8 protein-coding genes are annotated in these 8483 nt (G+C 70.8%); 7 read left to right on the top strand and 1 reads right to left on the bottom strand.

The features are described 5' to 3' along the window. Positions 1–231, bottom strand: a 231-nt coding sequence (locus ACZ562_RS08695) for a hypothetical protein (protein ID WP_471175305.1), incomplete at its 3' end; no start/stop codon positions are given. Between the two features lie 513 nt (positions 232–744). On the opposite strand from ACZ562_RS08695, the gene ACZ562_RS08690 reads away from it, so the two are divergent. From ACZ562_RS08690 to ACZ562_RS08660, 7 genes are read left to right on the top strand one after another with little or no spacing between them, the layout of a single operon-like run. Beyond that, on the top strand, positions 745–1710 hold the full coding sequence (locus ACZ562_RS08690; protein ID WP_471175303.1) for a complex I subunit 1/NuoH family protein: 966 nt from the start codon (positions 745–747) through the stop codon (positions 1708–1710). Between the two features lie 2 nt (positions 1711–1712). Then, on the top strand, positions 1713–2309 hold the full coding sequence (locus ACZ562_RS08685) for a NuoI/complex I 23 kDa subunit family protein (protein ID WP_471175301.1): 597 nt from the start codon (positions 1713–1715) through the stop codon (positions 2307–2309). Next, complete coding sequence (locus ACZ562_RS08680; RefSeq protein WP_471175299.1) at positions 2306–2920, top strand: NADH-quinone oxidoreductase subunit J family protein; 615 nt, start codon at positions 2306–2308, stop codon at positions 2918–2920. The genes ACZ562_RS08685 and ACZ562_RS08680 overlap by 4 nt, the downstream gene beginning before the upstream one ends. After that, entirely contained in the window at positions 2920–3285 is a 366-nt protein-coding gene (gene nuoK / locus ACZ562_RS08675; RefSeq protein WP_471175297.1) for an NADH-quinone oxidoreductase subunit NuoK, read from the top strand. Before ACZ562_RS08680 ends, nuoK begins: the two co-directional genes overlap by 1 nt. Next, on the top strand, positions 3282–5276 hold the full coding sequence (locus ACZ562_RS08670; RefSeq protein ID WP_471175295.1) for an NADH-quinone oxidoreductase subunit 5 family protein: 1995 nt from the start codon (positions 3282–3284) through the stop codon (positions 5274–5276). The genes nuoK and ACZ562_RS08670 overlap by 4 nt, the downstream gene beginning before the upstream one ends. Positions 5277–5282: 6 nt before the next feature. Further along, positions 5283–6857 (top strand): NADH-quinone oxidoreductase subunit M, encoded by a 1575-nt coding sequence (locus ACZ562_RS08665; RefSeq protein ID WP_471175293.1) that lies wholly within the window; start codon positions 5283–5285, stop codon positions 6855–6857. Beyond that, complete coding sequence (locus ACZ562_RS08660) at positions 6854–8353, top strand: NADH-quinone oxidoreductase subunit N (RefSeq protein WP_471175291.1); 1500 nt, start codon at positions 6854–6856, stop codon at positions 8351–8353. Before ACZ562_RS08665 ends, ACZ562_RS08660 begins: the two co-directional genes overlap by 4 nt. Positions 8354–8483 lie beyond the last annotated feature (130 nt).

Below are 8483 nucleotides of genomic sequence, written 5' to 3'. Positions count from 1 at the left end.
CCAGGCGGAGGCGTCCGCGGCAGCAGCCACACCGACCGCGCCGCGGCGTGCGCGTACGGCGGCGGAGGGTTCGGCCAGCCAGGCGGAGGCGTCCGCGGCAGGCGACGCGGCACCTTCACGGCCGCCGGGAGCGGGTGCCCCAGCTGGGCCCCGGCGAGCGCGCAGCGCCTCGGGCGGGCCCGCCAGCCAGCGATCCGCTTCCGATACGACCCCGTCGGCCGACGGCGACACGGCTGCACCCTCAGCAACGCCACCTGCGCAGACCGAGCCCCCAAAGGCTCCCACCGCCCCGCGCAGCCCGGACGCCCCTTGGCACCACGCCCGCCCGGCTTACGACGAGCCTGAGCCGCAGCGCAACAGCGAGGCCGCGCCCGAGTACGAGCGGAGCCCTGAAGCCGTGCACGAGCCGGAGCGCAGTGCGGAAGTCGAAGGCGAACCACCCCGCGAGCCCGAAGGGAGCGGGGAAGGCAAATCACCCCGCGATCCCGGACGGAGCGGGGAGGGCAAATCACCCCGCGATCCCGGACGGAGCGGGGAAGGCAAACCACGCCACGAGCCTGGGCCCGCATCGAAGTCACCCGACGGCGAGAAGGCACCCGAGGCTGAGCGCCCCCCTGCTCCCGCCTCCCCAGACTCAGCCGCCGCTCCCGATTCCGACGCCGCCCCAGGCTCCGACACCACCCCCGATTCCGACGCCGACCCCGACTCCCCCCAGACCCCCGAAGACCCCGAAGGAGGCCAGCAGTGAACGACGCTCTCGATGTCGCCCTGCGTCTCCTGATCGTCTTCGTCGTCTTCCTCACCTTTCCCCTGATCATCGGCCAGACCGAACACAAGGTGATGGCCCACATGCAGGGCCGCCTCGGCCCGATGTACGCCGGCGGCTTCCACGGCTGGGCCCAACTCGTCGCCGACGGCGTCAAGTTCGCGCAGAAGGAAGACGTCGTACCCGCGGGCGCGGACCGCCGTATCTTCCAGCTCGCCCCGGCCGTGGCCCTCCTCCCGTACCTCCTGGTCCTGCTCGCCATCCCCATCGGCCCCGGCGAGGGCGCAGTCGGGCAGGTCCTCGACGCCGGCATCTTCTTCGTGCTCGCGGTCATGGGCGTCGGCGTCCTCGGCTCGCTCATGGCCGGCTGGGCTTCTGCCAACAAGTACTCCCTTCTCGGCGGCCTGCGCACCGCCGCCCAGCTCCTCGCCTACGAACTCCCGATGCTGCTGGCCGCCGCCTCCGTCGCCATGGCGGCCGGCACGGTCTCCCTCCCTGGCATCCTCGACGCCTTCGAGTGGTGGTGGCTGCCCTGGCAGATCGTCGGCGCCATCGTCTTCTTCGTCGCCGGCCTCGCCGAACTCCAGCGGCCCCCCTTCGACATGCCGGTCGCCGACTCGGAGATCATCTTCGGTGCCTACACCGAGTACACCGGCCTCCGCTTCGCCCTGTTCCTCCTCGCCGAGTACGCCGGAATCGTCGTCCTGTGCGGCCTGACCACCGTCCTCTTCCTGGGCGGCTGGCACGGTCCCTGGGGCGCCGACGGCCTCGGCTGGGTCTGGACCCTGCTGAAGACGGCCGTCCTCGCCTTCCTGGTCATCTGGCTGCGCGTCACCTACCCCCGCCTGCGCGAGGACCAGCTCCAGAAGCTGTCCTGGACCCTTCTCGTCCCCGTCTCTCTCGCCCAGATCGCCCTCACCGGCGTCGTCAAGGTGGTGATGTAACCGTGGCTCCCTTCCCTGGCTCCGGCCTCGCCAAGGGCCTGGCCGTCACCCTCCGCACGATGACGAGGAAGTCCGTCACCGCCCAGTACCCGGACGTCCTGCCCGACCTCCCGCCCCGCACTCGCGGCGTCATCGGCCTCTTCGAGGAGAACTGCACGGTCTGCATGCTGTGCGCCCGTGAGTGCCCGGACTGGTGCATCTACATCGACTCCCACAAGGAGACCGTCCCTGCGGCGACCCCCGGCGGACGCGAACGCAGCCGCAACGTCCTCGACCGCTTCGCCATCGACTTCTCCCTGTGCATGTACTGCGGTATCTGCATCGAGGTCTGTCCTTTCGACGCCCTGTTCTGGTCCCCGGAGTTCGAGTACGCCGAGACCGACATCCGCGACCTCACCCACGAGCGCGACAAGCTGCGCGAGTGGATGTGGACGGTCCCGGCCCCGCCCGCCCTCGACCCCGGCGCGGAGGAACCGAAGGAGATCGCGGCCGCCCGCAAGACGGCGGAGAAGTTCGCGGCAGCCCAGGCCGAACCGAAGGACCCCACGGGTTCCACCGGTCCTGCCGATCCCCCCGGTCCACAGGGAGGACAGTCGTGAACCTCGCCGCATCGCACGGCTTCCTCTCCCCGACCGGTGTCGAGATCGCCTTCCTCCTCGTAGGCCTGGCCACCTTCGGCGCCGCGATCGTAACCGTCACCACCCGGCAGCTGGTGCACGCCGCCCTGTGGCTGGTGGTGACCCTCGGCGGCCTCGCTGTCGAGTACCTCCTGCTCACCGCCGAGTTCATCGCCTGGGTGCAGGTCCTCATCTATGTCGGTTCCGTCGTCGTCCTCCTCCTGTTCGGTCTGATGCTCACCAGGGCCCCCATCGGCCGCTCCCCGGACGCCGACTCCGGCAACCGCTGGGCCGCCCTCACCGTGGCCGTGGCCGCGGCGGCCGCCCTGGTCTGGGTCGTCGTCGACGCCTTCCGCACGACCTGGATCGACCTGGACGGCCCGGCCGCCGGTTCCACCGAGGCCACCGGAGCGAGCCTCTTCCAGAACTGGGTCCTCCCCTTCGAGGCTCTCTCCGTCCTCCTGCTCGCCGCCCTGGTCGGCGCGATCGTCCTGTCCCGGAAGGCCGAGAAGGACGCGGTCGGGGCCGGCACGGCCAAGCCGCACGCAGGCAAGGCCGGAACAGGCAAGGCCGACAAGGAAGGGGCCCGCTGATGCACCTCGCCTATCCCGCCGTGCTCTCCGCCCTCCTCTTCTGCACCGGCCTGTACGGCGTCCTCGCCCGCCGCAACGCGATCCTGGTGCTGATGTCGGTCGAGCTGATGCTCAACGCCGTCAACCTGAACCTCGTCGCCTTCGACATCTGGCTCAGCAAGGCCGCCGAGGAGACCCTGCACTCAGGTCAGGCCCTGACCCTGTTCACCATCGCCATCGCCGCCGCCGAGATCGGCATCGGCCTGGCGATCGTCCTCGCCGTCTACCGCAACCGCGGCACCTCGGACATCGACAAGCTCCGCGACACCGCCGAGGGCCACGAACGCGGCACTCCCGCGGACGAGAAGGCTGAGGCCACCGCGTGACCACCACCACCCTCGCCGTCCTCGTCCCCCTCCTTCCCTTCCTCGGCGCGGCCGCCGGCCTGCTCCTGGGCCGCACCGCCCCCGGCTTCGTCCGCCCGCTCGCCGTCCTGCCGACTCTCACCTCCCTCGTGCTGGCGGCACTCGTCGCCGTGCGCCAGGGCGGCGACCAGGCGGTGAACGCCGCCACCGAGCTCACCCCCACAGGTTCGATCCCCATCGAACTCGCCCTGTACATCGACGGCTTCGCCGCCCTCGTCGCCGTCCTGGTCGGCGTCGTCGCGACCTGTGTGCAGATCTACTCGACGGGCTACCTGCGCGACGACCCGCGCTACCCCTCGTACGCCGCTCTCGTCTCCCTGTTCACCTCAGCGATGCTCCTCGTCGTCTACTCCGGCGACCTGATCGTCCTGCTGGTCGGCTGGGAGATCATGGGCATCTGCTCGTACTTCCTGGTCGGCCACTACTGGGAGACCCCGGAGGCCCGCGCCGCCTCCATCAAGGCGTTCCTGGTGACCAAGCTCGGTGACGTCCCCTTCCTGATCGGCCTGTTCGCGCTCGCCACCGACGCCGGGTCCTTCCAGATCACGAAGGTCCTCGGCACCGTCGCGAGCGGCGGACTCGACCACCCGACGCTGATCGCCCTGCTGCTCCTGGCGGGCGTGGCGGGCAAGTCGGCGCAGTTCCCGCTGCACACCTGGCTCCCCGACGCGATGGCGGGCCCCACGCCCGTCTCCGCGCTGATCCACGCCGCGACGATGGTCGCCGCCGGTGTCTACTTCGTCGCTCGTCTCCTCCCGGTCTTCCAGGCCTCCTCGGCCGCGATGGTCGTCCTCGCCGTCATGGCCGCGGTGACGATGACCGGCTCGGGCCTCGCAGCGCTCGCCCAGGACGACATCAAGCGCGTCCTGGCCTACTCGACGATCGGCCAGCTCGGCTACATGACCGGTGCCCTCGCCGTCGGCGACCGCGGTGCCGCCGTCTTCCACCTCCTGTCCCACGGCGCCTTCAAGGCGCTGCTGTTCCTCGCCGCCGGCGTGATCATCCACGCCGCCGGTACCAACTCGCTGGCCGCCATGTCCCGCATGCGGGGCCTGCGCGACCGCGTCCCCGACGCCTACTGGACGATGACCGTGGCGCTCCTCGCGCTCGCCGCCATCCCGCCGTTCAGCGGCTTCTTCTCCAAGGAGTCCGTCCTCGGCGCCGCCGAGCACGTCGCCACCGGTCACACCGAGCACGCTCCCGGCGCGGCGGGCTGGACCGTCCTCGTCGCCGGCCTGCTCACGGCCCTGCTCACCGCCGCGTACGCCACCCGCCTGTGGCTGCTCACCTTCCAGGGCCGTGGCGCCGAGGCCCCCGACCACGGGCGCCAGCCGCTCACCATGACCGTGGTGCTCTGGGTACTCGCCGTCCCGTCCCTCGCCCTGGGCGGGCTCGCCTACCGCACGCTGCCCGACTGGTTCGACGGTCGCGACCTGACCCCGACGCTCACCACCTCCGTGCTCGGCACGGGTCTGGCTCTGGCCGGCGTGATCGTCGTGTACGGAGCCTGGCGGCACACCACCGCGCTCGCCGCCCGCCTTCCGCTGGGCGCGGTCGCGGCTCACCCCGAGGGCGGCGCCGGACTCGTCGAGGCCGAGGCCATCGCCGGCCATGCGCCCGCCTACGGAGACGTGGCCTACGCGCCCGACCCGGCAGACCCGGGCCGCCTCCTGCTCGGCCCGCTGCACCGGCACGCGGCCGTCGGCTTCCACCTCGACGCCGTGTACTCGGCCCTCTTCGTCCGCCCGGTCCAGGCCGGCGCCACTCTCGTCCGGTTTCTCGACCGTGAGGTCGTCGAGACCTACGTCCGCGGTGCGGGCGCCCTACCCCGCTGGCTCGGTGCCGCCGTTCGGCGTGCCCAGACCGGCAACGTGCAGACCTATGTGAGCGCGCTGCTCGCCGGCACCGTCGTCCTCGCGGTCGCCGTCGTCCTCGTCGCCACGGGAGCGTGAGCAGGCGTGATCGATATCAATGAGTCCGTGATGCAGTTCCTTCTCGCGTTCGTCGTCGTCGGCCCGCTCCTCGGCGCCGCCGCCGCTCTCCTGCCGGCCCCGCCCGGACTGAAGGGGAAGTCGCCCGAGCAGGCCGTGCTGCGGCACGGCGTGACCATCACCGGCGTGATCCTCGTCGCCGCGATCGTCCTCGCGCTCGGCTTCGACCACGACCATCCCTCGAAGATGCAGGCCACGACCGACATCAGCTGGATCCCCGCACTCGACGTGCGGATCCACCTCGGCATCGACGGCATCTCCCTCCCCCTTCTGGTCCTGACCGCGCTGCTGACCTTCCTCTGCGCGCTCTACTCCTACTTCAAGATGCCTGCGGGCCCGACCCCGAAGGCCTTCGTCGCGCTCCTGCTCGTCCTCGAGTCCGGCACCCTCGCCACCTTCGCCGTCCTCGACCTGCTCCTCTTCTTCCTCGCCTTCGAGATGGTCCTCATCCCGATGTACTTCCTCATCGCCCGCTGGGGCGGTGGACAACGGACCCAGGCCGCCTGGAAGTTCATCCTTTTCACACTGCTCGGATCCGTCGTCATGCTGCTCGGCCTGCTCCTGATCGGAATCAAGGCGGGCACATTCGACATGGTGGCACTCGCCACTGACAACGGCTCATCGCTGACCACATCCGTGCAGGTCATCGCAGTTTTGGCGATCGGAATCGGGCTCGCGGTCAAGACGCCGATGTGGCCGCTGCACAGCTGGCTGCCCGACGCCCACACCGCCGCCCCGACGGTCGGCTCGGTCCTGCTCGCCGGCGTGCTGCTGAAGATGGGGACGTACGGGTTCGTCCGAATCCTCCTCCCCGTCGCACCCGACGGCTTCCGCACCTTCGCCCCCTACCTCGCCGCCTTCGCCGTCGTCGGCATCATCTACGGATCCCTGGCCTGCCTGGCCCTCGCCAAGCAGGGCGCGAAGGGCGACCTCAAACGCCTCATCGCCTACTCCTCCGTCGGCCACATGGGCTTCGTCCTGCTCGGCATCGCCAGCATGACCCCGACCGGCGTGAACGGCGCCCTGTTCGCCAACATCGCCCACGGCCTCATCACCGGCCTGCTCTTCTTCCTGGTCGGCGCGCTGAAGGACCGCACCGGCACCACCGACCTCGACACCCTCGCCGACACGACCGGCGCCGCGCTCTACGGCAAGGCACCCCGCCTCGGCGGTCTGCTCGCCTTCGCCGCGGTCGCCTCACTGGGCCTGCCGGGCCTCGCCGGGTTCTGGGGCGAGATGCTGGCGCTGTTCGGCGCGTTCAACCCAGCCGCCGACCTCAGCCGCCCCGCCTTCCTCACCTTCATGGCGATCGGCGCGTTCGGCACGCTGCTCACCGCCGCGTACCTGCTCGTGGTCGTTCGCCGCGTCTGCATGGGCGCCGCCCCGCAGGAAGCCCCGAAACTCGCCGACGTCCACACCTACGAGTTCGCGGCCTGGACCCCGCTCGTCGCCCTCACCGTCGTCGCCGGCCTGTGGCCCAAGGCCCTCCTCGGGCTGACCGACCCGGCCGTGCAGCAGCTCCTCGCAGGAGGCACCCGATGAGCTCCCTCGTCCAGTCCGTCGACTGGCTCGCCATCGCGCCGCCCACCATCGCGGCCGTCGTCGGCCTCGCCGTCCTCGTCGCCGACCTCTTCGTGGAGGAGGCCAGGAAGACACTGCTCGGCTGGGTGTCGGTCGCGGGCCTCGCCGCCTCCACGCTCCTGCTGCTGCCCCTCACGGACGGCGACCGCAGCACCTTCTGCCTTACCGGCGACGCCGACGTATGCAGCTACACCGTGGACCGCTTCACTCTCGTCATCCAGTTCCTGGTCCTCGGCGGCGCCCTCCTCGCCGCCCTCCTGTCCGTCACCGCCCTCAAGGACGCCGACAAGGGACTCCCAGAAGGGGAGTACTGGTTCCTGCTGCTGTCCTCCGCCGCAGGCGCCGCCCTCCTGCCCGCCTCTCGCGACCTCGCGACCCTGATCGTCGCCCTGGAAGTCGCCTCCCTGCCCGCGTTCGCCCTCGTCGGCCTGCGCTACGGCGACAGGAAGTCTTCAGAAGCAGCCCTGAAGTTCTTCCTGTCCTCGGTCACCGCGACCGCGGTCAGTCTCATGGGCATCAGCTTCGTGTACGCCTCCACGGGCACCCTCTACCTCACCCAGGTCGCCGACCGGATCCAGCATGTCGACGGGCAGCTCCACACCCTCGCCCAGACCGGCGTCGTCCTCACCCTGGTCGGCTTCGCCTTCAAGACCGCAGCGGTGCCCTTCCACTTCTGGGTGCCGGACACCTACGTGGGGGCACCGCTCCCCATCGCCGCCTACCTGTCGGTCGTCGGCAAGGCGGTCGGCTTCTCCGGCCTGATCCTCGTCACGGTCGTCGCCCTCCCGTCGTACGCCGACGTCTGGGGACCGGCACTCGCGGCGCTGGCCGCCCTCACCATGACCGTCGGCAACGTCGGCGCCCTGCGCCAGCAGGCCACGCGCGCGTACAGCGCGGTACGGCTCCTCGCCTGGTCGTCCGTCGGCCAGGCCGGCTATCTCCTCGTACCGATCGCCGCCGCCGCGTACTCCGAGGACGCCGAGAGGTCGATCGGCTCCACGGTCGCCTACGCCCTCATGTACGCCGCCGTGAACCTCGGCGCCTTCGCGGTGGCCGCGCTGGTGGGCCGTACGCGCTCCCTCAACCGCATCACCGACTACCGCGGCCTGTACGCCTCGAACCCCCTGGCAGCCCTCATCCTGGCGTTCTTCCTGCTCTGCCTCGCCGGACTGCCGCCGGGCATCATCGGCCTCTTCGCGAAGGTCACCGTCTTCTCCGCAGCCGTCGACGCGGGCCTCGGCTGGCTCGCCGTGGTCATGGCCGTCAACGTCGTCATCGCCCTCTTCTATTACCTCCAATGGACCGCACTGCTGTTCCGGGCCCCCGAGGGTGAACCCGTCAAACACCATGTCCCAGCCCCCCTCACGGCCGCGATCACCCTGACCGCGATCCTCGGCATCGTCCTCTCCGGGGCCCCCCAGATGGTCCTGCGCTTCGCCGACACGGGGCTTTTCTGAGCACCTTGCAGCGCATCCGGCTGAACGACCGGCGCTCTCCCCACGCGCGCGGTGCGGCCGAAAACCTCACGCGCGCCCGCGCGCACAGAGGGGTCCGAACCACACACGCGCTTGCCGCACACCGTCGCCG

The sequence above is a fragment of the Streptomyces sp. NPDC040410 genome (genome assembly GCF_055595715.1).
This window is presented reverse-complemented; position numbering and strand designations above follow the sequence as displayed.